Source organism: Kribbella solani, assembly GCF_014205295.1.
Lineage (GTDB): Bacteria > Actinomycetota > Actinomycetes > Propionibacteriales > Kribbellaceae > Kribbella > Kribbella solani.
This window is the reverse complement of record NZ_JACHNF010000001.1, coordinates 7597716-7618551: the sequence shown is the minus strand read 5'-3', so window position 1 is coordinate 7618551 and position 20836 is coordinate 7597716. Positions and strand designations below refer to the sequence as shown.

At 67.9% G+C, this 20836-nt stretch carries 19 protein-coding genes and 1 pseudogene; 13 read left to right on the top strand and 7 right to left on the bottom strand.

What is annotated here, in order from left to right; all coding sequences use genetic code 11:
• Positions 1-30: 30 nt before the first annotated feature.
• Genes HDA44_RS35365 through HDA44_RS35350 form a run of 4 tightly spaced genes read left to right on the top strand, consistent with a single transcriptional unit; the run spans position 31 to position 6030 of the window.
• Entirely contained in the window at positions 31-1293 is a 1263-nt protein-coding gene (locus HDA44_RS35365; protein WP_337906786.1) for an MFS transporter, read from the top strand.
• On the top strand, positions 1290-1940 hold the full coding sequence (locus HDA44_RS35360; RefSeq protein ID WP_184842104.1) for a hypothetical protein: 651 nt from the start codon (positions 1290-1292) through the stop codon (positions 1938-1940). The genes HDA44_RS35365 and HDA44_RS35360 overlap by 4 nt, the downstream gene beginning before the upstream one ends.
• 51 nt (positions 1941-1991) lie before the next feature.
• Entirely contained in the window at positions 1992-2297 is a 306-nt protein-coding gene (locus tag HDA44_RS35355) for a trypco2 family protein (RefSeq protein ID WP_202887748.1), read from the top strand.
• 43 nt (positions 2298-2340) lie between these two features.
• On the top strand, positions 2341-6030 hold the full coding sequence (locus HDA44_RS35350; protein ID WP_184842101.1) for a trypsin-like peptidase domain-containing protein: 3690 nt from the start codon (positions 2341-2343) through the stop codon (positions 6028-6030).
• On the opposite strand, the gene HDA44_RS35345 is transcribed toward HDA44_RS35350, so the two are convergent.
• The 4 genes from HDA44_RS35345 to HDA44_RS35330 form a co-directional block, all read right to left on the bottom strand.
• Positions 6020-6847, bottom strand: a complete 828-nt coding sequence (locus HDA44_RS35345) for a carbohydrate ABC transporter permease (protein WP_184842097.1) — start codon at positions 6845-6847, stop codon at positions 6020-6022. The genes HDA44_RS35350 and HDA44_RS35345 overlap by 11 nt on opposite strands.
• On the bottom strand, positions 6844-7770 hold the full coding sequence (locus HDA44_RS35340; protein ID WP_184842093.1) for a carbohydrate ABC transporter permease: 927 nt from the start codon (positions 7768-7770) through the stop codon (positions 6844-6846). The genes HDA44_RS35345 and HDA44_RS35340 overlap by 4 nt, the downstream gene beginning before the upstream one ends.
• A 24-nt stretch (positions 7771-7794) precedes the next feature.
• Positions 7795-9213 (bottom strand): extracellular solute-binding protein, encoded by a 1419-nt coding sequence (locus tag HDA44_RS35335; RefSeq protein ID WP_184842090.1) that lies wholly within the window; start codon positions 9211-9213, stop codon positions 7795-7797.
• 213 nt (positions 9214-9426) lie between these two features.
• Positions 9427-10419 carry a hypothetical protein gene (locus HDA44_RS35330; protein ID WP_184842087.1) on the bottom strand — a complete coding sequence of 331 codons (993 nt, stop codon included), beginning with the start codon at positions 10417-10419 and terminating at the stop codon, positions 9427-9429.
• 104 nt (positions 10420-10523) lie between these two features.
• On the opposite strand from HDA44_RS35330, the gene HDA44_RS35325 reads away from it, so the two are divergent.
• The 6 genes and pseudogenes from HDA44_RS35325 (at position 10524) to HDA44_RS35310 (ending at position 16336) form a co-directional block, all read left to right on the top strand.
• On the top strand, positions 10524-11120 hold the full coding sequence (locus HDA44_RS35325) for a TetR family transcriptional regulator (protein ID WP_184842082.1): 597 nt from the start codon (positions 10524-10526) through the stop codon (positions 11118-11120).
• Between the two features lie 133 nt (positions 11121-11253).
• Positions 11254-12039, top strand: a complete 786-nt coding sequence (locus HDA44_RS35320; RefSeq protein ID WP_184842079.1) for an ABC transporter ATP-binding protein — start codon at positions 11254-11256, stop codon at positions 12037-12039.
• Entirely contained in the window at positions 12036-14510 is a 2475-nt protein-coding gene (locus HDA44_RS35315) for an ABC transporter permease (RefSeq protein ID WP_184842076.1), read from the top strand. The genes HDA44_RS35320 and HDA44_RS35315 overlap by 4 nt, the downstream gene beginning before the upstream one ends.
• A 366-nt stretch (positions 14511-14876) precedes the next feature.
• A pseudogene (locus tag HDA44_RS39065) lies at positions 14877-15095 on the top strand (helix-turn-helix domain-containing protein); the annotation flags it as partial.
• A 30-nt stretch (positions 15096-15125) separates the two neighbouring features.
• The gene (locus HDA44_RS37820) at positions 15126-15467 is read left to right on the top strand and encodes a helix-turn-helix domain-containing protein (protein ID WP_238352485.1); all 342 of its coding nucleotides are present in this window, start codon (positions 15126-15128) and stop codon (positions 15465-15467) included.
• On the top strand, positions 15434-16336 hold the full coding sequence (locus tag HDA44_RS35310) for an IS3 family transposase (protein WP_337906823.1): 903 nt from the start codon (positions 15434-15436) through the stop codon (positions 16334-16336). Before HDA44_RS37820 ends, HDA44_RS35310 begins: the two co-directional genes overlap by 34 nt.
• Positions 16337-16773: 437 nt before the next feature.
• On the opposite strand, the gene HDA44_RS35305 is transcribed toward HDA44_RS35310, so the two are convergent.
• Both HDA44_RS35305 and HDA44_RS35300 read right to left on the bottom strand, forming a co-directional pair.
• A complete protein-coding gene (locus tag HDA44_RS35305) occupies positions 16774-17478 on the bottom strand; it encodes an NADPH-dependent FMN reductase (RefSeq protein WP_184842073.1) in 705 nt (234 codons plus the stop codon).
• Positions 17479-17537: 59 nt separating this feature from the next.
• Positions 17538-18221: a DedA family protein gene (locus tag HDA44_RS35300; protein WP_184842070.1), complete on the bottom strand. Its 684-nt coding sequence runs from the start codon at positions 18219-18221 to the stop codon at positions 17538-17540.
• 164 nt (positions 18222-18385) lie between these two features.
• On the opposite strand from HDA44_RS35300, the gene HDA44_RS35295 reads away from it, so the two are divergent.
• Positions 18386-19114 carry a 6-phosphogluconolactonase gene (locus HDA44_RS35295; RefSeq protein ID WP_184842067.1) on the top strand — a complete coding sequence of 243 codons (729 nt, stop codon included), beginning with the start codon at positions 18386-18388 and terminating at the stop codon, positions 19112-19114.
• Here HDA44_RS35295 and HDA44_RS35290 read toward each other — a convergent pair whose 3' ends face one another.
• Positions 19115-19858, bottom strand: a complete 744-nt coding sequence (locus tag HDA44_RS35290) for an SDR family NAD(P)-dependent oxidoreductase (RefSeq protein ID WP_202887747.1) — start codon at positions 19856-19858, stop codon at positions 19115-19117.
• 33 nt (positions 19859-19891) lie between these two features.
• On the opposite strand from HDA44_RS35290, the gene HDA44_RS35285 reads away from it, so the two are divergent.
• Both HDA44_RS35285 and HDA44_RS35280 read left to right on the top strand, forming a co-directional pair.
• Entirely contained in the window at positions 19892-20461 is a 570-nt protein-coding gene (locus tag HDA44_RS35285) for a TetR/AcrR family transcriptional regulator (protein WP_184842061.1), read from the top strand.
• Positions 20462-20489: 28 nt separating this feature from the next.
• Positions 20490-20795, top strand: a complete 306-nt coding sequence (locus tag HDA44_RS35280) for an ArsR/SmtB family transcription factor (RefSeq protein ID WP_184842058.1) — start codon at positions 20490-20492, stop codon at positions 20793-20795.
• Positions 20796-20836: the final 41 nt, after the last annotated feature.

Below are 20836 nucleotides of genomic sequence, written 5' to 3'. Positions count from 1 at the left end.
GCCTGGCGAACTGGGGTGGAGGCGGAGGCCGTGTGGAGGGGGTGGTTAGGATCGGGCGGGTTTTGGGGAGGGGGTTGGAGGGTGGGGTTCCGGCGGGATCTGGCGGTTTTGCGGCGCCGGGATGTGCGGGTGTTCGTTTCGGCTCGGTTCGTTTCGATTCTCGGGTCGACGATCGCGCCGGTGGCGTTGGTGTTCGCGGTGCTGGATGTTTCGGATTCGGCGAGTGCGGTCGGGATCGTGCTGGCGGCGCGGAGCATTCCGAACATCGTGTTCATGCTGATCGGTGGCGTGATCGCGGACCGCCTGCCGCGGCATCTGGTGCTGGTGGTGGCCAACACGGTCAGCGGACTCACCCAGGGACTGGCGGCGGCGCTGGTGCTCAGCGGGCACGCGACGATCTGGCAGCTGGCGGCGATCGAGGCGGTGAACGGGACCGCGGCCGCGTTCGTGATGCCGGCGATGACGGGCATCCTGCCGTCGATCGTGGATCGCGCCGAACTGCCGCAGGCGAACGCGATCGCGGGCTTCGCACGGTCGGCGGCGATGATCGGCGGCGGCGCGGTCGCGGGCGTGATCGTCGGACTGACCGGTCCGGGGATCGGCCTCGCGGTCGACGGGCTCTCCTTCCTGATCGGCGCGTTCTTGCTGTCCAGGTTGACGATTCCACGGATCGCGCGGACCGCCGGCTCCGTACTGACCGACCTGCGCGAGGGCTGGAGCGAGTTCGTGTCGCGGCAGTGGGTCTGGGTGATCGTCCTCGCCTTCGGACTCCTGAACCTGATCTTCACCGCCTGCTACCAAACCCTCGGCCCGGTCATCGCGGACCGTACGTTCGGCCGCGCCGGCTGGGGTCTGGTGAGCGCGTGTTTCGGCGCCGGTCTGGTGACGAGCGGCGTGCTGATGCTCCGCCTCCGGCCGCGCCGCCCGCTCCGGATCGGCATGCTGGGCATGCTCCTGACCGTCCCGGTGCTGCTGGCACTCGCCCTGTACCCGAAGACCCCGGTGATGGCGGTGTCGGCGTTCCTGCTCGGCGTCGGTTTCGGCATCTTCGGGATCAGCTGGGAGACCGCGCTCGGCCAGCAGGTACCGATCGACAAGCTTTCGCGGGTTGCCTCGTACGACATGCTGGGCTCGTTCATCGCGGGCCCGCTGGGTCAGCTGACCGTCGGCTACCTCGCGGCCGCGATCAGCGCGAAAGCCGTCGAGCTGTACGGCGCCGGGCTCTTCGTACTGATCACCGTGATCACACTCGTCGTACCGTCAGTGTGGAACTTGCGTAGGCTGGACGCGTGAGCTCAATTGTTCCTGGACCTCGGAAGAAGCTCGAAGAGGAGATCACGGCGGCGCGGGCCGGCGCGAAGCCGCTGAACGCCAGTGATCTCAACCCGTCCGCGCCGCAGCACGAGGACCTGACCGGGCTCGACGACTGGCCGGACACGCTGCGTACGACGGTGGAGACCGAGTACGCGCGGGTCGAGGCCCTCGCGACGAACCGGCGGAAGACCGCGGACCGGACCGTACCCGACCTGGTCCGTCAGCTCGGCGCGCTCCTCGATCAGATCGCCGACGCGATCCAGGCCGCCCGCAAGTCCGATCCGCCGGAGGCGAGTCTCGCAACCGTCGCTGAGCTCCTGGGCATCCCATCGGACGAGCAGGCGACAGGCCGATCCGCCCGCCGCGCGGCCGCGCGTACGCTCAAGCAGCTCCGCGGTCAGTTGAAGGACCTTGAGACTGCGCCGGATCACGGTCGGCTGACCAGGCTGACCACGTTCACGATCCGGCTCGCGCTCGTACTCGACCGATCCCCCGCGGCAGGCGGCGTGCTGGCGCCGATCGCGCTGGACCGCTACGCCAACGCGATCCCGGACGCCCAGCGGGACTGGCCCTTCGACCGCAAACTCACCTCCTGGCAGGACATCCACCGTACGCTCGACGACTGATCGCGAACCGGCCCGCGCTTAGGGTGTCGGTCCAGGACTGATGGAGGGTTCGTGAAGATCGAGTTGGCGACGGTGGTCTCGCAGCTTCGCGCCGAGTTGTCGGCGGCGCTGGCGGACGGCGCGGACGAGGACCTGCGGTTCGAGCTGGGACCGATCGAGCTGGAGCTGAACGTCGTCGTCGGCAAGGAGGCCGGGCCGACGGCGAAGGTCAGGTTCTGGGTGGTCGATGCCGGCGCCGACGCGCGGTTCAGCACCGAGTCCACCCAGCGGATCAAGCTCACGCTCGAACCCCGGCTGGCGAAGAGCCCCGGCGAACGCCCGTGGATCGCCGGCGACCCCGCACCCGGCGAACGCTGACGGTGAACCCGCAAGAGAAGCGGTCGCCAACGGTCGGGCCGGTATGACGGAGGTCGACGGGCATCGGGTTGCCGAGGTTATCGTGACGATGGCCGGTGGGGTCGAGCGTCGTGGCTCGGGCTACCTGATTCGGCAGGGTCTGGTACTGACCGCGACGCACGTGATCGCCGCCGCGCGATCCATCCGCGTACGCTTCGACGCCGACCACATACCCGGCGAATGGTCCGCATCGGGCGAAGTCGTCTGGTCGGCCGGCGACCTCGCGGTACTCGCGATCACCCCCGCCGGTGACCCGGTCCCGATCGCGCGGTTCGGCGGCATCGGCGACCGGGCCGCGAGTCTTCACGTACGCGCGGTCGGCTTCCCGTGGTTCAAGCTGCGGACCGAGAGCGACCACGCCAGCTACCGCGACACGCACCAGGCCGACGGTACGCTCGCGACACTGTCGAATCGCCGCGAAGGCACTCTCGAGGTGACCGTCAGCCCGCCGGCCGCGGACCCCGATCCGCGCCGCTCACCCTGGGACGGCATGTCCGGCGCCGCCCTGTTCTCCGGCGACCGGATCATCGGCGTACTCGCCGAACATCACCGCTCCGAAGGCCTCGGCCGCCTCTCCGCAGTACGTTTCGACGAGCGGACCCTGACCGAGCTGGCCAGCCTCCTCGGCGTCCACCCCGCGGCCCCGGACGTCCTTCGAAGTCCGCACGAGCGAACCCGGCACGCCCGACTGCTCACGCTCTCGAACACGATCGCCCCGGACCAGCTGCTCGATCGCACCGAAGAACTCGCTGAGCTGGCCGCCTTCTGTGCAAGCGACGAGCTCTGTCTGTGGTGGCAAGCCGAGCCTTGGGCCGGCAAATCCGCGTTGCTGTCCTGGTTCGTCCTCCATCCGCCGCCCGGCGTGGAGGTCGTTTCGTTCTTCGTCACCCGCCGCCTCCCCGGCCAGTCGGACTCCGACGCCTACCTGTCAGCGATCCTCCCGCAGCTGCTGCCCGGTTCCGACGAGCCGGACCGCTTCCAGGCGCTGGCATCGGCGTACGAGTCCGCGGCCGCCCGCGCCGCCGAAGTGGGACAACGCCTTGTACTCGTCGTGGACGGCCTCGACGAAGACACCGGATCGGACTTGAGCAGACCGAGTATCGCCTCCCTGCTCCCCCGCCGGGTCCCGCCGAATCTGCGCATCATCCTGACCAGCCGGACCGGTCTGTCAATTCCGGTAGACGTCCGCACAGACCATCCGCTCCGGACCTACCAGCTACGCCGCCTGTCGCCCTCGCCGCACGCCGTCGACCTGGAGCGGGAGGCAACAAACGAGCTCGTTCGCGTACTGCGCGGCCCCGATCGCCCGGTGATCGGCCTGCTCGCGGCCTCCGGAGGTGGCCTGAGCAAAGACGATCTGGCCGAGCTGACCGGACGATCGCGTTTCGACCTCGCCGAGCAGCTCGCCGGGGTACTCGGACGTAGCGTACGGCTGACCGAAGCCGGCTATGTATTCAGCCACGACGCCCTCCGCGCCACCGCGGAAGAACAACTTGGCGCCGAAGTTGCCCAACGACGCCGCGAGTTGCGCGCCTGGGCGGAGACCTATCAGCAGCGGCATTGGCCAGAGGGCACACCGGACTACCTGCTGCGCGCCTATCCACACCTACTCGCCGCGGTCGGTGACCTGGACGGTCTGCTCTGGTGCGCCGATGACAACGAGCGCCAAGACCGGCTACGGGCCTGGACCGGTGCAGATCAGCTCGCCCTGTCCGAGCTGTTCCTGGCACACCGCCTCAACACGATGCAGCCACTCCCTGACTTGACGGTGGCGATGCGGCTCGCCGTACGACGTGCCGACCTCGCTGCCCAATACGCCGGTATGCCCGCCTGTCTTCCTTCGGTACTCGAGCTACTGGGCGAACCCACTCTTGCCGAGGCATTGGCGTACTCGGTGACCGACTCCCGGCCGCGGGCATTGGTCGAGTTGGCTCAGGTCGTCGCCGACTCCGACCTTGCCCGCGCCTGGTCGCTCGTACGGCACGTCCGCGACAACGCGGAGCGAATCGCCGCGATGGCCTGGCTGTCGGACCGGGCCGGCGACCACCGACAGGCGTCGGCCTTGGCAAAGACGGTCGACGACTACGACGTACGCGTATCGATCTGTGCGCACTTGGCAGCCGCCGCCGAGGGGGCGGGCGACTACGCGCGCGCCGACGAGTACACCGAGCAGATGGACCTGTACCCGGTCAGCCGGAACAGCGTCGTGCTGGCGCGTGCACAGGCGGCGGCCGGGCGCGGCGATCGGCGCCGTGCGGAGTCCTTGTACCGCTCGATCCGCGGGTATCGACCGGTCTGGCCGCACGACTTTCGATCGATGTCCGAGGACGAACTGCTGGCGGAGTACTCCGGCGGGAGTGTGACGTGCAAGCAGGAGCTGGCAGTGGCGTTTGCTGCCAAGGGCAACTATCGCCACGCCGAAGAATGCTGCCGTTGGGAGGAGTACTGCCGAGGCCCGAAGGGCCACCACGCCGAGGCCTACGCCGTGGTCGCCAAGCACGCGGCGCTCGCCGGCGAGCGCGAACAAGCCCGCCGCTTCGTCGCCGAGAGCCGCCGGATCATGGCCTCAGCCGATCGTTCGGCGCCGCTGGACCGGATCGGCCCGATCGAGCTGATCCTGCTCGCCGTCGCCGCTGGGCAGCTCGACCGGGCCAGATCCGTCGTCAGCTCGACGAGCGATCCCGAGGTACGGATCATCCGGCGCTGCGCTCTCGCCCATGCGCTGGCCCGGCAGCACGAACTCACCGCGGCGACCGCGGTGCTGCAGAACGTAGCGCCCACGTTGCTGTCCTGGACGGATTCGTCCGATTCGCTGATCAACCGCAGGACCGCGTACGAGGAGGCGTTCCCAGCGGCGTTGCTGACCGGTGACGTCGAGCTGGCCCGTCGTACTTTCCTCGCCGTCTATCCTGATCACTACTCCAGAGTGCAGCCGATCCTGGTCGCCTTCGCGAGTGCCGGTGACCTCGCGACGCTCCGGTCGATGATTCACGGGCTACCGACGGCGACCGATCGCGCGGCCGCTCTGCTGGACCTCGCGCAGTCCCTCCGCCCGCGCCACCCGACCGCCGCGGCCGAGCTGGCGCGAGAAGTGTTCGCCCTGCTGTCGGGCTCCCGCCGGGACTACGACCTGTACCTCGTCCTCGAAGCCGCCACCTGTACTCCCCGCGACGCGCACGCGATGGTCGAGTACGTCCGATCCGTCGCATCAGCAGCCAGATTCGCTGAGCTCACCTTCTCAGTGGCTCAGGCCCTGGCGACCGCCCGCGACTACCCGGCCGCCGAAGCGACGCTGGCAAGCCGTTCCGAGGACGAACATCTGACCGAGATCTACGCCCAGCTGGCGCTCGCTGCCGTACACAACCGGGATCTGGAGCAGGCCCAGGTCTATCGCGACCGCGCGGTCGCGCTGCTCGGTCAAGTGCCTTGGGACGAACGACGGCTGTACGCGTACCGCATCATCTCCGAGGTCACCGACAAACTCGGCGAGAGCAGTGCTGCCGATGCCTGTGCGTCGAGTATCCGCGCGCCGTTCGGCCAGGCGCTCGTCTACCTGCACCTGGCCGACAAGGGCGCTGCCGGCCACGTCCGCCGCCGCCTGGCCGAGGCGCTGTGGATCGACCTGCCGCTGGACGCGATCAAACGCGCCGTCGACCTGGAACCCGGCGCGCTGAACGCCTTGCTCAGCCCTTGATCGCGCCGCCCAGCGCGAAAGCGCCACCGAGTTTCTTGCTGAGCAGCAGGTACAGCAGCAGCACCGGCATCGTGTAGATGATCGAGTACGCCGCGAGCTGCCCGTAGTTCGGTTCGCCGTACTGGCTGAAGAAGGTGAAGATGCTGACCGACGCCGGCAACCGCTCCGGGGAGAGCAAGAGCATGAACGGTACGAAGAAGTTGCCCCACATGCCGATGAAGGTGAAGATCAGCACCACCGCGATCCCCGGCCACATCAGCGGCAGCACGATCGCCCGCAGCGCGCGCATGTTGCCGGCGCCGTCGACCCAGGCCGCTTCCTCCAGCGAGATCGGTACGCCGTCCATGAACGTCTTGGTCAGCCAGATCGCGAACGGCAACGAACTGGTCGCCATGAACATGATGGTGCCACCAATGGTGTCGACCAGGTTCAGCTGCACGAACAGCCCGTACACCGGGACCATCACCGCGGTGATCGGCAGCCCGGTGCAGAACAGCACGGTGAGCAGGAACGGCCGGTTGAACCTGGTCTTGAAGCGCGACAGCGGGTACGCCGCCAGCACTGCGCAGACCATCGTCAGCAACGCGGACCCACCGCACAGCACCAGACCGTTCAGCACCGGGCGGTACGTCGTGTCGGTGTTCAGTACGGCCTTGAAGTTGTTGAGTGTCGGATGCGTCGGGAACTCCACCCGCAGCCCGGCCGTCCGGTTGATCGACGCGAACAGCACCCACAGCAAGGGCAGTACGAACAGCACGCCGATCGCCAGCAGGACCAGGTTCGACGCGAGCTTGCTCATCCGATCGCGCGCGATCACGCTGCCTCCGAGTTGAGTCCACGCAGGTAGATCAGCGAGAAGACCGCACCGATCGCCAGCATCACCAGGGCGATCGCGGTGCCGTACCCGATCTGGGAGAAGCTGAACGCCTGCTCGTACATGTACAGCGGCAACGTCTGGCTCTTCGTCCCCGGGCCGCCGCGGGTCATCGCGTAGATCAGGCCGAACACGCTGAGCGTCTGCAGCGTGATCAGCATCAGGTTGGTCATGATCGCCCGGCTGATCATCGGCAGCGTGACGAACACCAGCCGGCGGAACCCGGCCGCGCCGTCCATCTCGGCCGACTCCTCGATCTCCTTGGGTACTTCGCTCAGCGCCGCCGAGTACACCAGCATCGAGAACGCCGTACCGCGCCAGATGTTGGCCAGCGACACGGCGATGATCGGTGCCGCGTACAACCAGTCCTGACCGGGCAGACCGACCGCGTGCAGCATCACGTTCAGCGTGCCGTTGTCGTTGAAGAAAGCGCTCAACAGGTACGCCGCGACCACCTCAGGCAGGACCCAGGCGCCGATCACCGCGGTACCGACGAAGTTCCGCACCACCTTGGTGGATCGGCGCATCAGCAGCGCGAGGCCGAGTCCGAGGGTGTTCTGGCCGATGATCGCGGAGATCAGCGTGAACACCAGCGTCATCCAGATCGCGTTCGTGAACGCGTTGCTGCCGAAGGCCTTCCGGAAGTTCTCCAGGCCGACGAACTGCACGTTCGCCGCGCCGGTACCGGTCAGCGCCATGTTCGTGAACGCGGCGTACACGCAGTACAGGATCGGGCCGGCCAGGAAGACCAGCATCAGCCCGATGGCCGGCGTCAGCGGCAGCATCTTTACCAGTTTGGCGCCGCGCGGCCGCCCGCTCCGTTTCGGAGCGGGGGCAGCCGCGGACGGCGCGACAGTCGTCGTCACAGCGGGGATCCCTTCGAGCCGGGACTACTGTCCGGTGCTCTGGGTCGTCGTCTTGTCCTTGCCGCCGACGATGCCCTCGACCGCCTGGTCGTAGTTCTTCGCGGCGTCGTCCGGCGACGACTGGCCGGTCATCACCGCCTCCATCGCGGTGATGATCTCGTTCGACACCTTCGGGTACTCCGGCAGCGCCGGCCGGTACACGGTCACCGAGACGAGATCGGTGAAGAACTGCGTGCTCTTCGAGGACTCCTTGTACGAGGTGTCCGACGCGACGTCCTTGCGGACCGCGATCTGCGCGCCGTCGGTGGCGTACTTGGTCGCGTTCTTCTGCGTCTGCAGGGTCTTGATGAAGTCCCAGGCGGCGTCCGGCGACTTCGACTTGGCCGGGATCGCCCAGGTCCAGCCACCCGAAAGGCTGATCTTGCCCTTGCCGCCACCGTCCTGGGTCGGCATCGCGGTCTGGCCGAGCGTCTCGCTCCACGCCGGCCACGGCTTCGGGCCGGTCTTCAGCCAGTTGTTGTACAGCCACGAACCGTCCAGCGCGATCCCCAGCTTGCCGCCCGGCAGCAGTTCGCTGCCGACCCGGGAGCCCATGTTCGGGTCGAGGGCTTCCTTCGGCGACGGGCCGATGCCTTCGGTGTAGACGGTCTTGATGAAGTTCAGCGCGTCCTTGAAGCCCTGGCTGCCTACTACCCACTTCTTCTGGTCGTAGTTGTAGAGCGTGTCCTTGGTGCCGTAGAGCAGCATCTCGAAGCCCTGCATGGCCGAGGCCTCACCCATCGGCTTGCCCGAGTAGATGTTGAACGGCGTCACGCCGGGCACCTTCTGCTTGATCGTGCGCGCGGCCGCGAGGACGTCGTCCCAGTTCTTCGGCTGCCAGTCGGCGGGCAGACCCGCCTTGGCGAAGATCTGCTTGTTGTACCAGAGCGCACGCGTGTCGGTGCCGTCCGGAATGCCGTACGTCTTGCCGTCGGCGCCCTTCGCGGCGCCCTTCGCGGTCTCCTCGAACTGGTTCCAGTCCTCCCAGCCCTTGATGTAGTCGTCGAGCGGCTTCAGGTACCCCGCGGTGATGTCGGAGTTGATCAGGAAGGTGTCCTCGTACACGATGTCCGGCGCCGTGTTCGGCGAGCGCATCATCAGCTGCAGCTTGGTGTAGTAGTCGTTCTCGCTGGCAACGATCGGCACGATCTCGACCTGCGAGCCGGGGTGCGCGGACTCGTACTCGGACTTCACGCCGGTGAGGAACTGCTTCATCACCGTGCCCGGGCCCCACTGCTGGTACGCGATCTTGATGTGCGCGGGACCGGCGCTCTGCGAACCGCCGGAGTCCGGCTGCTTCGTCGTCGAGCCCTGACTGCAGGCCGTGACCGCGAGCAGAAGTGCGCTCACGGCGGCTGCCGCCTTGATTCCGAGGCCTGCTTTGAAACGTTTCCTGGTCAGCATCAGGTCCACCTTCGGGCAATCGTTGTCATGCGGTACCACTACCCAAACCCTGCGGGCTTTCCCGTGACCGTAGGAGCGCTCACCGGCCGAAGTCAATGCTTGACAGACAACGTTGTCGCGGCAGTTACGTGCCAACGCGGCGAGCCGGACGTAACGATCCGGTCACCGCGTTGCCATACCCGTACTTTGTCAGGCCGGCACCCTCGTACTTTGTCAGGCCGGGACCGGATTCGCCTCTTGACCAGCGGGTACGGCGCGTCCGCGCGAGCGCAGTGCGCCGAGGCCGCAGCAGAGCAGGCCGACCAGCAGCCAGCAGGTCAGTACGACGAGCGGGCGGCCGGCGCCGGCGCCGTCGAAGAAGCTGACCGAGCGCAACGCCGTACCGGCGGCTCCGGGCGGCAGCAACTGTCCGAGCGCACCCCAGCCGCTCGGCAGCATCTCCGGCGCGCTCGTCATCCCCGAGAGCGGGTTGCCGAGCAGCATCATCACCGCGCCGCCGAGCGCGAGCCCCGGCGTACCGAGCAGCCATTCGAGACCGAGCAAGGTCAGACTGATGGCCGCGATCGACATCGCGATCACGCCCGCGTTGCCGAGGTAGCTGCCTTCGAACGAGCCGAGCCAGTACTGCAGTACGGCCGCCAGCGCGAGCCCACCGGTGACCGCGAACGTGATCGCGCCGATCATCCGCTTCGGTCCGGACCGCACCAGCTTCGTCAGCGCGGCAGCGGCCAGAATCCCGCCCAGTACGAGCGGCAGCGCGCCCGCGGCGAGTCCGGCGCCGCGCGGGTCGTCCTTCGGCAACGGCACCAGATCGGTCACCTTCGCCGGCGTCTGCATCCGGCCGGCCAGCTGGGTGAGGACCTGCGCGACGGCCGGACCACCCGCCGACGCGGTCAGTACCTCGGGTTGCGCGGCGTCCAGCACGATCGCCCCGTACGCGTCCCGGTCTTTGATCCGCTGCACCGCGGCCGCCCGGTCGGGTACGGCGGTGAGCTCGAACCCACCCGGCATCGCCTGGTCGAGCGCGGCCTTGACCTGCGCGACCGCCGGCGCCGGACCGGCCACGGCGAGCGGTACGTCCCGCGGTTCGGAGCGGGCCGACGGCCAGGCGAACGCGATCAGGAGCACGGTGAGGACCGCGGTCAGCAGGGTGACGACAGCAAGCAAGGGCGGCCGGCGTGGGGCCGCGTGCGCCTCAGTGGTCATGAGCTGCTCTCCCTAATAAACCGAATAACCGTTCTTTATACCGTCGAGCCTGGCGCGGGAGGCTCCGACTTGTCAAGAACGGACATTCGTTTTAAGTTGCGAAGGTGCCGAAGGTCACCGAAGAACACCGCCTGGCCCGCCGCGCCCAGATCGTCGCCGCGGCCCGGACCTGCGTGATCGAGGACGGCTTCCACAAGACCACGATGGCCGACGTGATCCGGGCCTCCGGCCTGTCCGCGGGCGCCGTCTACGGCTACTTCAAGAGCAAGGAAGAGATCGTCGCCGCGATCGCCGAAGACGCGCTGAGTACGGTCGACGAACTGTTCGACCACATCCTCGACACCGGCGCGCCACTGACCCCGCTGGCCGCGATGGAGGCGACGATCGAGCACGTGGTCACGATCGCCGAGGCACCCGGCGGCGACGTCACCCGGGTCGGGATCCAGGCCTGGTCCGAGTCACTCCGGAACGAGGCGATCCGCGCGGTCGCCAAGGGCAAGTACGTCCGGCTGCGCGGCCACTTCCTCGAGATCGCCCGGCGCGCGCAGGCCGACGGCACGCTCGACCCGGACGTCGATCCGGAGTGCGTCGCGCAGGTGATGTTCGGGATGATTCCCGGGTTCATCCTGCAGCGGCTGATCATCGGCGACGTCACCCCGGCCAGCTACCAGGCCGGCCTGCGCGCCCTGCTCCGCTCCTAACCCGTTTCGGCGCCAGAACGGCGCCGGCTCGCGGGGAGGTTTCGGAGAGCAGACAGAAGGTGGACTTTTGTCCACCCGGGCAGGCGGCTGAGCACCATCGAAGTGATGGTCGCCGCTCCGTAGCGTCGTCGGCATGAGAAAGCGCACGCAGGAACCCATCGACGGGACCGGGTACTCGGTCGTCCTCGACGACGTACGCCGAGTCTACGGACGCGGTGGTAACACGGTCACCGCTCTGAACGGGATCTCGATGAAGTTCGCCCCCGGTACCTTCACCGCGGTGATGGGTCCGTCCGGATCGGGCAAGAGCACCTTTCTGCACTGCGCCGCCGGACTCGACCGGCCGACCTCGGGCAGTGTGCTGATCGACGGCCAGCCGCTGGCCGGGCTCAGCGAGCGCAAGCTGACCGAGCTGCGCCGGGAGCGGATCGGGTTCGTCTTCCAGTCCTTCAACCTGCTGCCCGCGCTGACCGTCTGGCAGAACGTCTGCCTGCCGCAGGAACTCGACGGCCGCCGCGTGAACAAGGAAGCGGTCCGCCAGGTACTCGACCGGGTCGGTCTCGCCGAGCGGCACAAGCACCGTCCGGGCGAACTGTCCGGCGGTCAGCAGCAGCGCGTCGCGATCGCCCGTGCGCTGGTCTCCCGGCCGGCGGTGATCTTCGCCGACGAACCGACCGGCGCGCTCGACACGCAGACGGCGGCCGACGTACTCGAACTGCTCCGGGAGCCGGTGCGCTCGCAAGGTCAGACCGTGGTGATGGTCACGCACGATCCGGTCGCGGCGTCGTACGCCGACCAGGTCGTGTTCCTCGCCGACGGCGTACTGGCCGGCAGCCTGACCGCGCCGACGGCCGAGCAGGTCGCGGACCGGATGACGCACCTCGGCGCCCGCTCGAACCTCCAGGTCGTGGCCGGATGATGCGCCTGGCCGTCCGTACCCTGCGCTTCCGCAAGAGCGGATTCATCGCCACCTTCGTCGCCGTCATCTTCGGTACGGCGATCGTGATGGCCTGTGGCGGTCTGATGGAAACCGGCATCCGGTCGAACGTCCAGCCGGAGCGCCTGGCCGCCGCCTCACTCGTTGTCACCGGCAAGCAATCACATCTGCGGCCCGGCAGCGAGGACGCCACTCCCCTGCCGGAGCGGGTCGGCGTACCGGTCGAGCTGCTCGGCAAGATCCGTTCTGCTGAAGGGGTTTCGTCCGCTACTGGCGATTACACCTTTCCTGCTATCAGCACCTCGGTGGCCTCGTCGGTGGCCGAGGGGCACAACTGGTCCAGCGCGTCGCTCGCGCCGTACACCCTGACGGCTGGTCGCGCGCCGCGCTCCGGTGAGGTCGTGGTCCCGTCCGGCACGGTCGGTGGCCGGGCCGTGTTCATGATCGACGGCACCCCGAAGACGTTCACGATCAGCGGCGTCGCGAGTGGTCCGTCCGGTCATGCGTTCTTCTCCGACCAGGACGCCGCCCAGCTCGTACGCAACCCGGACCGGTTCGCGGACGTCGGCGTACAAGTTGCCCAAGGCACCGATCTTGACGCCGTCCAGAAGCGCCTGGAGACGATCGACGGCAACCTGACCGTCCGGTCCGGCGTCGACCGCGGCCTGGCCGAGCACCCGGACGCCGAGTCGCACCGGACCGCGCTGATCTCGATCGCGGGCTCGTTCGGCGGGATCGCGGTGATGACGATGATGTTCGTGGTCGCGTCCACGCTGGCGCTCTCCGCCCAGCACCGGGAACGCGAGTTCGCCCTGCTCCGCGGCATCGGCACGACCCCGGGTCAGGTCCGGAAGATGATCCTCGGCGAGGCATTGATGGTCGCGCTGCCGGCGGTCGCGCTCGGGTGCGTACCGGGCATCTTCCTCGGCCGGTTCTTGTTCGAGCAGCTCGGTTCGCACGGCGTCGCGTCGCCGGTGGTCGAGTTCTCACAGGGCTGGATTCCGTTCGCGGCCGGCGCCGGCGCGGCAGTACTCGCGGCCATCGGCGCGGCGCTGATCGCGGCAAGGAAGTCGGCCAAGATCCGCCCGGTCGAGGCGCTCGTCGAAGCATCGCTGCAGCGGAAGTGGTTCGGCTGGGTACGCCTGTTCTTCGGCCTGGCCTTCCTTGGTGGCGGACTCGCGCTGCTGATCGTCACCGCGGCAGTCATGACCGGCCCGCTGGCCGGCGCGACGGCGGGACCGTCGGTACTCTGCTGGGCGATCGGGGTCGCGCTGCTCGGGCCGTTCTGGACAAATCTGGTGCTGGCGTTCTGGCGCTGGCCGGTGCAGGCACTCACCCGGGTCAACGGTCGGCTCGCGATCCGCAACCTGTCGGCACGATCCGTGGCGATGTCGGCCGCGGTGATGCCGGTGATGCTTGCCGTCGGCATCTCGACCGCGAACCTCTACATGCAGACCACGCAGGTACATGCGGCCTCGGAGGCATTCACTCGTGACCTGCGGGCGGACGCTGTACTGGCTTCGGATGCGGGGATGTCGTCGACGGTGCTCAAGCAGGTACGCGCGGTTCCTGGCGTGACTTCGGCGTCGGCATTCGTCCGCAGTACCGCGGCGATCGACGAGCCACGCAACGCTCCGTTCGACGAGGACGGCGCACCGGTGATCGGCGTCGACGCGCAAGGTAAGGACGGTACGGCGCCGGTGCGGTTGACCGCCGGTTCGCTGACCGGACTGACCGGATCGACGGCGGCGATTCCGGAGTACATGGCGTCGAAGACCGGGCGTGGTGTCGGCTCGGAGATCGAGCTGACGATGGGCGACGGTACGCCCGTCAAGTTGCGGGTGGTCGCGACGTTCGCGGCGGAACGTGGGTACGAAACGCTCATCCTGCCCGCGTCGTTGGTCGCCGCTCACACGACTGATGGCCTGACAAAGCAGGTGCTCGTACGCACCGCGCCTGGCACGGACGTTGGCCCGGCGTTGGCGAAGGTCGCGGCAGCGCATCCCGGCGTACACGTCGCTGATCGCAGCACATTGGTCACCGAGAACGCGGCCGATCTGCAGACGCAGGCGTGGGTGAACTACATGCTCGTCGGCATGCTGATCGCGTACACGGCGGTCTCGGTGGTCAACACCCTGGTCTCGACGACACTGCGCCGGCGCCGCGAATTCGCCCTCCAGCGTCTGACCGGCTCCACCCGCTTCCAGGTCCTCCGAATGCTCACCACCGAAAGCACCCTCATCACCCTGGCCGGTATCACGCTAGGCACCGCGGTCGCCCTCGCCTGCCTGATCCCCTTCTCCGCAACCATCTCCACCAGCGCCCTCCCCACCGGCCCCATCTCCATCTACCTAACCATCGCCGCCACCGCCGCCGTCCTAACCTTCACCTCCACCCTCCTCCCCGCCCTAACCACCCTCCGCCACACCCCCACCAGCCCCAACCACGACTAACCCCACCCATCCCAACCACCCAATCCCCACCCACCCCAACCACCCAACGGATCAGCTAGTCAGCCAGTCGCTCAACCGGCAGCCGGTCAAACACGACCGGCTGCCCGCCGGACCGTACATCGGTCAGGTATCCCCCGGCGCCCCGAGAGCCGGGGGATCGAGTCGACGCACCGCCTTCAGCTGAACGAGGCACACCAACGTCGCGCTCGAGTCACGAGCGTCCATCATCCGGCGTACCCGAAAGCACCGTCCCGGACACCACTCCGCTCGCAGCCCCCATCGCCGACCTCGGATACAAGCGTCGATTCCCCGGATACGACCAGCGAACGGACAACCTCACCGGCCAACCCCTGAGCTTGCTGCCGTATGAGGGGCAGCCCCCTCAAACTGAACTGCTCCCCAGAAGTTGGACTGAGAAATTCAGTTCTGATTCTGGGGAGTGGTTGTATGCGTGGTGGTAGTTCGTTGTCTGAGGAGCAGCGGTGTGAGGCGGTAGCGTTGTTCGAGGCTGGCTGGGGCCGGCAGGCGGTCGCGGTGCGGCTGAGTGGGAGTGCTTCAGCGGTGAACCGGTTGTACGACCGGTGGCGTGTTCGAGGTACGGGAGCGTTGGTGGCGATGCCGGGGAAACGGGTCTTCTCGTTCGAGGTCAAGCGCGAGGTGGTCCGGCGGTTTCTCGCGGGCGAGACGAAGGTCGCGCTCGCGCGGGAGTTCGAGTTGTCGTCGCCGAAATTGATCGAGAACTGGGCCCGTAAGTACCGCGACGAGGGTGATGACGGGTTGCGCCCGAAACGTCCGGGCCGCCCACCGGGTGCCGGTGGTGGTGATCGTGGCCGGTCTGCGGGTGAATTGGGTGAGGTGAGTGAGTTGGAGCGGTTGCGTCGCGAGAACGAGCGGCTGCGGGCCGAAAACGCCTACCTGGGAAAATTGCGTGCCTTGAGAGCCCAGCAACGACGCTGAAGGCCCAGGCCGTCACCGCTCTCAAGGCTGACCACCGCCTCGAGGTATTGCTGGAGGTTGCTGGTCTGGCCCGGTCGACGTTCTTCTACCACCAGGCCCGCCTCGCCTCGCCGGACCCACGCGCCGCCCTGAAGACCGCCATCCGGGAAGTGTTCGAGAACAACAAAGGCCGTTACGGGCATCGTCGCGTCCACCGCGAACTGGTGACCGCCGGCTGGCGGGTCGCGAAGAAGACCGTCCTGGCGCTGATGCGGCGCCTCGGGCTGGTCTGCCTGGTCCGGCGCCGCCGCCGCTACAACTCGTTCAAAGGCCAGACCAGCACGACCGGCGCGACTGGCAAGACCGCACCGAACCTGCTGGCCCGTGACTTCACCGCCACCGCTCCGAACCGCAAGTGGGTCACCGATGTGACCGAGTTCGCCATCGCCGGCCGCAAGCTCTACCTGTCGCCGGTCATGGACCTGTTCGACCGCCAGATCATCGCCTACACAACCAGCGACTCACCTAACCTGCAACTCACCAACTCCAGCCTGCAACAAGCACTCACCACCCAGCGCCCCAGCCCCGGCCTGCTGGTCCACTCCGACCAAGGCTTCCAATACCAGCACCACTCCTGGCAGGCCCTACTCACCACCGCCCGCGCGACCCAGTCGATGTCCCGCAAAGCCAACTGCTACGACAACGCCATCATCGAGAACTTCTTCGGACACCTCAAAGAAGAACTCTTCCACCACACCACCTTCACCAGCGCCGACGCGTTCACCACCGCACTCGCCGACTACATCCACTGGTACAACAACCACCGCACCTCAACAACACTCAAGGGCCTGAGCCCAGTGCAATACCGCACCCAGACCCTCACGGCATAGGCTCCCTACCCAGCCAGTCCAACTTTCGGGGACCAGTTCAAACGGGGTTGCCCCCTCGAATTTCCAGGGGGCAACCTCCACTCAAGCAGGCAACCTCCCGCCAGCGTGCAGCATCAGTCATCAACTGCTGAAAGCGCCGGGCCGCTTGCACCGGCCAACCTCGCGCGGGCCGCGCGTAAGTGCCAAGGCCCGTGTGCGTACGTACCCCGCGCGGGCCGAGTACGCGCAGGGGCGTGTGCGTACGGGCTGGAAGGCACTTGTGATGGACCAACTCCCACGCCGCGGCCACCTCAGAGATGAACGCCCGCAACCGTCCCTACACCCCACGACTACGACCAGGCGCTAGTGGATATCCACCTGTGTTGGGGGTTCTCGACTGGTACACGAGCGGAGAACCCCCAAGCCGAGTGGGCGGGCCCGGGGGGTGGGAGTGGGGGTTAGTGGGTTGGGGTGGGTTCGGGGACTGGTTGGAGGGCGATGGTGGTGGATTGGATGATGGTCGCGTTGGTGCGGATCCAGGTGGCGAGGACTACTTGGAGGTCTTCGAGGTCGTGTTCTTCGAGGATGACGCCGGGGACGGGGGTGGTGGCGCCCAGCTCGGCGAGGATTGGGCGGAGGTGTTGGTCGGCCAGGAGTTTGTGGCTGGGGGCGGCGGAGACCGTCACTGGGATCACGACCGCGCCGGCTAGGGCCTGGGGGCGAAGGATGTCCAGGAAGCTCTTGACCAGGCCGGTGTAGCTGCCTTTGTAGACCGGTGTGGCGATGACGATCACTGAGGCGGATGACACCAGGTCGACGGCGTTCTCCAGCGCGGCCCGTTCTACCTCGGCTGCCCGTTGTGCTTCCCCGGTCTGTTCTGCCTCGCCGGTCCGTTCTGCCTTGCTGGACTGGTCGCCGCGGAAGATCGCTGGTGCGAACGTGACCAGATCAATGAGCTCGTCGATTCGGTACGGCGTGCCGAGCTCGGAGGCGAGCAACTCCGCGACGGACGCGGCCGCGGCGGCTGTCCGCGAGCCTGGTCGTGGGTTGCCGACCACCGTCACCACCGACTGCGGCCAAACCAGCGGCTCCGGTACGGTCTGCGGCGCCAGGGCGTTCTGCGGCTCTGGTGCGGCCTGCGACTCGAATGCGGCTGATGGCATCTGACCCAACTCCTGAGGCATTGGTTGTGATGCCTTGAGCGTAGTGAAAGTCGAGCGCCCTACTTGACTTTCTCAGATGTCGAACGTTTGGCCCTGAGCTTGACAACCACGAACCAAGCGACCGCCGCCACCGCGCCGACGATCACGAGCTTCTGGAACACCCCGACCGATGACTCGACCACATGCCACCGCTCGCCCAACTGGTACCCGGCGAGGATGAGCAAGGAGTTCCACACCAGGCTGCCCAGTGCGGTCAGCGGCAGGAACACCGCGAGCCGCATCCGCTCCACCCCGGCCGGCACTGAGATCAGGCTCCGAACGACCGGCACCACCCGCCCGATCAGCACCGCCTTCGAACCGTGCCGAACGAACCACTCCTCGGCCTTGTCCACGTCCCGCACCTTGACCAGTGGCAGTTTCGACGCCAGCGCCCTGGTCCGATCCCGGCCGAGCACCGCGCCCACCCCGTACAGGGCGAGTGCCCCGATCACGGAGCCGAGCGTGGTGAAGACGATCGCGTTGATCAACCCGAAATCACCCCGGTTGGCCGCGAACCCCGCCAGTGGCAGGATCACCTCGCTCGGCAGTGGTGGAAACAGGTTCTCCAGCGCGACCGCGAGCCCGGCACCGGCGGGACCGAGCCGCTCCATCAAATCGATCGCCCACCCGGCCACTCCGCCGGTCGGCTCCGCGGTCGTTGTCTGCAGCGTGGTCATCAGTGCCTGACTTGTCGTCGTCACCATGCAGACGAAGTTAGTGAGCCGGCTCCCCACAAACACTGGAGCCAGCCCACGGTTCCGCCTCGGGCCACCCACCGTACCGACCGGGGGAAAACCCCCGATCCGATCGGGGGAAGCCCCGGTTGTGTAAGCCTGTGCGCACCACATGTCTCCCCGAAGGAGTCTTCATGACCGTCGAGCACGCGCCGCGGATCAGTACCCTCCCGACCCGCGCGGACCTCGGCCGCGCCGCCGCGACGGCCGCCGCCGAGCTGCTCCGCCAGGCGACCGCGACTGGTGGACAGGCCCGTGTGATGCTGGCCGCGGCGCCCAGCCAGGCCGCGACCCTGACCGCACTCGCCAACGCGCCGGGGATCGATTGGAAGCTGATCGAGTTCTTCCACATGGACGAGTACGTCGGCCTGGCCGCCGACGCCCCGCAGGCGTTCCGGAACTGGCTGCACCGGAGCTTCCTGGACAAGGTGCCGCAGGCAACTTTCCACCCGCTCGCACCGGAGGCCGGCGCGGAGCACTACGCGGATCTGATGGGCACCGAGCCGTTCGACCTCGTCCTGTTCGGCCTCGGCGTCAACGGCCACCTGGCTTTCAACGACCCGCCCGCCGACTTCGCCGACCCGCAGGCGACGAAGCTGGTCGCGCTGGACGGCACCAGCCGCCGCCAACAGGTCGACGAGGGCAACTTCCCGACGCTGGACGACGTACCCACGCACGCGATCACCGTCACGATCCCCCGCCTGCTGAACGCCCATGCACTGATCGGATCCGTCCCCGGCGCGGTCAAGCTGCAAGCCGTACGCGACACCCTCAACCAGCCGATCGGCCCCAACCACCCCGGTACCGCACTGCGCACCCACCCCAACGTCCAGCTCTTCCTGGACTCCGAATCGACGCCCTGATCACCCCACCCCGAGGTGCAGCCCACCGGACGCGTCGACGACCTGACCGGTGATCCACCGCGCCCCCGGCGAGGCGAGGAACGCGACCACCTCGGCGACATCTTCACCGCTGCCCAATCGGCCGAGCGCGGTCTGGCCGACGATCAGCTCGGTCAGACCGGGCGCTTCGAAGACCGCGCCGTTCGCCTCGGTCCGGGTCGCGCCCGGGGCGACGGCGTTCACCGTGATGCCGCGCCGCCCGAGCTCCTGCGCGAGCGTACGCGTCATCGTCTCGACCGCGCCCTTGGTCATCGCGAACGAGGTCTGCCCCGGATTGGCCATCCGGGTCGCGACCGAGGACAGCGAGACGATCCGCGCGCCGTCGGCGAGTACGGGCAGCAACCGCTGGATGAGAAAGTACGGCGCCCGTACGTTCACCGCCATCAACCGGTCGAACCCGGCCTCGGTGTCCGCGTCGATCGGTCCGTTCGGCGGCGCGGCGGCGTTGTTCACCAGTACGCCAAGCGGCCTCCCCGCCAAACCTGTCTGCAGTTGCCGGAGTACCTCGTCGGCATCGCCCGGTACGCCGAGCTCCGCGCCGAGCACGAACCCGCGCCCGCCGATCCGTGCCAGCGTCTCCTCGGCGCCGGCCTGGTCCCGGTTGTAGTGCACCGCGATCTCGGCACCGGCCGCGGCCAGCCGCTCCGCGATCGCCCGCCCGATGCCGCGGGATGCCCCGGTCACCAACGCCACCTGATCATTCATGTTAGAAACTATCATGATGTTAGTATCTACCACATGAACCTCAGGGACCGCCAGCGCGCGGACACCCGGCAACGCGTCCAGCGCCAGGCGCTCCGCCTGTTCGCGGACCGCGGGTACGACGCGACCACGGTGAACGACGTCGCCGCCGCGGCCGGCGTCTCCGCGATGACGGTCTACCGGAACTTCCCCACCAAGGAAGACCTGGTGCTGTACGACGACTTCGACCAACTGGCCGCGGCGAAGATCACCCAACTGCCCGCGACCGGCTCACTCGCCGACCGGATCGGGCGTACCGTGCTCGCCACGCTTGACCTGGCGGTCACCAACGACCACGACCTGCTCCGTACGCGACTGCAACTGATGATCTCGACGCCCGCGCTGCAGGCCCGGCATCTGGACAGCCAGTTCCGCCTGCAGGAGGCGTTCGTGACTGCAATCTGCGCTGACGATCCCACCCTCGAGTACGCCGCCCGGGCCGCCGCGAGCGCCTGCCTCGGAGCGGCCCACACCGCCTTGCTCCGCTGGGCGTCCGACGACAGCGACCCCGACCTGCCGACCCTCTTCCGCGAGGCGTTCACCGCGGCTTTCGGCCACACTCCCTAGACCCGCCGGGCCGGGTTATATTCCTGGTATGGCAACTACGTTCGAGGTGCTGGCGGAGCCGCGGCGGCGGGAGATCCTCGACCTGTTGCGCACCGGCGAACGTCCGGTCGGCGAACTCGTCGACGCGCTCTCGCTCAGTCAGCCCGCCGTGTCCAAGCACCTGAAGGTACTGCGCGACGCCGGCCTGGTCGAAGTACGCCACGACGCGCAACGCCGCTGGTACAAGCTGCGGCCGGCGCCGCTGGCCGAGCTCGACGCCTGGCTGGAGCCGTACCGCGACCTGTGGCGCGGCCGGCTGGACGCGCTCGAGGCGCACCTCGACCGAATGGACTGAGGTACGCCTCGCCACGCCGCACGCGCGACCGCGGCACGCGA

Coding starts and splice junctions, on each gene's coding strand:
- HDA44_RS35350 (WP_184842101.1), top strand. CDS start 2,341: ATGACGGAGGTCGACGGGCATCGGGTTGCCGAGGTTATCGTGACGATG.
- HDA44_RS35335 (WP_184842090.1), bottom strand. CDS start 9,213: ATGCTGACCAGGAAACGTTTCAAAGCAGGCCTCGGAATCAAGGCGGCA.
- HDA44_RS35330 (WP_184842087.1), bottom strand. CDS start 10,419: ATGACCACTGAGGCGCACGCGGCCCCACGCCGGCCGCCCTTGCTTGCT.
- HDA44_RS35320 (WP_184842079.1), top strand. CDS start 11,254: ATGAGAAAGCGCACGCAGGAACCCATCGACGGGACCGGGTACTCGGTC.
- HDA44_RS35315 (WP_184842076.1), top strand. CDS start 12,036: ATGATGCGCCTGGCCGTCCGTACCCTGCGCTTCCGCAAGAGCGGATTC.
- HDA44_RS37820 (WP_238352485.1), top strand. CDS start 15,126: ATGCCGGGGAAACGGGTCTTCTCGTTCGAGGTCAAGCGCGAGGTGGTC.
- HDA44_RS35305 (WP_184842073.1), bottom strand. CDS start 17,478: ATGCCATCAGCCGCATTCGAGTCGCAGGCCGCACCAGAGCCGCAGAAC.
- HDA44_RS35300 (WP_184842070.1), bottom strand. CDS start 18,221: ATGGTGACGACGACAAGTCAGGCACTGATGACCACGCTGCAGACAACG.
- HDA44_RS35295 (WP_184842067.1), top strand. CDS start 18,386: ATGACCGTCGAGCACGCGCCGCGGATCAGTACCCTCCCGACCCGCGCG.
- HDA44_RS35290 (WP_202887747.1), bottom strand. CDS start 19,858: ATGAATGATCAGGTGGCGTTGGTGACCGGGGCATCCCGCGGCATCGGG.
- HDA44_RS35285 (WP_184842061.1), top strand. CDS start 19,892: ATGAACCTCAGGGACCGCCAGCGCGCGGACACCCGGCAACGCGTCCAG.
- HDA44_RS35280 (WP_184842058.1), top strand. CDS start 20,490: ATGGCAACTACGTTCGAGGTGCTGGCGGAGCCGCGGCGGCGGGAGATC.